The organism is Leyella stercorea DSM 18206 (assembly GCF_000235885.1).
In the GTDB taxonomy this organism is placed as follows: Bacteria; Bacteroidota; Bacteroidia; order Bacteroidales; family Bacteroidaceae; genus Prevotella; species Prevotella stercorea.
In genome coordinates this window covers 1-1282 of record NZ_JH379463.1, presented here as the reverse complement: position 1 = coordinate 1282, position 1282 = coordinate 1, and the positions used below count along the sequence as shown (strand labels likewise).

Below are 1282 nucleotides of genomic sequence, written 5' to 3'. Positions count from 1 at the left end.
CCCACGAACTGTACTTTCACAACTGCACAGTTACGGTTGTTAAGGTCCTTACGTGGCTGAGTTTGGGCTGTCAAGTCGCTTCCAGCGAGCTTGAAGGATTTTACAGTCAGCTCTTGGGCAAGAGCTGACGATATTGCTGCAAAGAGCAAGACAAGGGATAGAAGAATATTTCGCATAAAATTTATATTAGTTTTTTCCGGATACACCGGAATTTTACTCGATATTTTTAATAAGGGCTAAAAGGAGAGGCGAGGGACGAGCCTCGGGATAAGCCCTTATTAAAAACATCTCGTTTTGAAACTTAGGACATTAATAATAAGAGTGGACTACTCGAAACAAGAAGTCGTTACTCGGAGAGAACCAAGCGGAGCCCAAGGAAGTCGTCGCGGCTGTTAGGCTCGCCGGCGGCACGGACTGACGAGCGACAGTACGGGGCAGGGTAGCGCCAGCTACCACCACGGTACACGCGGCGGGATCCACTATTAGCACCAGTTGGATTTACCTGTGAGGAACTACTGTATGCTCCATACCAATCTTGACACCACTCACATACGTTGCCAATCATATCATATATACCTAACTCGTTGGGCTGCTTTGTACCAACGGCATGAGTCACGTATCCATTATTGCCACTATACCAAGCAACATCAGAAAGGTTGTTGCTGCCGCTATACTGATACCCTCGGCTCTTGTTGCCGCCACGGGCGGTATACTCCCATTCGGCTTCCGTGGGAAGACGGAACATCTTGCCGGTTATACGGTTCAGCTTGCTGATAAATTCTTGGCAGTCATCCCAACTAACCTGCTCAACTGGCAAGTTGTCACCCTTAAAGCAAGAAGGATTATTACCCATTACGGCTTTCCATAAAGCCTGAGTCACCTCGTATTTGCCAATGTAATAGTCATTGGTCAGAGTTACACGATGGGTAGGTAGCTCATCATACAACGGTTCCTTTATCTTTGGTGTCGCTCCCATAGTAAACGTTCCCGCCTCAACACGAACCATATCAATGCTGATGCCATTCTTTACGGGAATGGTTATATTATCACTTTTAGCTATAGGTACTTGTACTACGGGCTGCTGAGCCACTGCAGGTTCAGAAACTATATTTTGTTGTGTTGCCACTGCTTCTTTCGTCAGCGTTATTTGTATATTGCTCGGTGCTGAAGCTTTAAGCTTAACCATGCCTTCTTCCGACTCATACCCATCACAAAAGACAATATACGAGTGTTGACCTACTGGCAATGTAGTCCTTGCCACGCCATTCGTGCCCTTCACCAT

1 protein-coding gene is annotated in these 1282 nt (G+C 46.6%); it reads right to left on the bottom strand.

Translation table 11 applies throughout. From position 1 onward, the window contains the following. Nucleotides 1–346: 346 nt before the first annotated feature. Nucleotides 347–1126, bottom strand: a complete 780-nt coding sequence (locus HMPREF0673_RS11325) for a formylglycine-generating enzyme family protein (RefSeq protein WP_245544254.1) — start codon at nt 1124–1126, stop codon at nt 347–349. Nucleotides 1127–1282 lie beyond the last annotated feature (156 nt).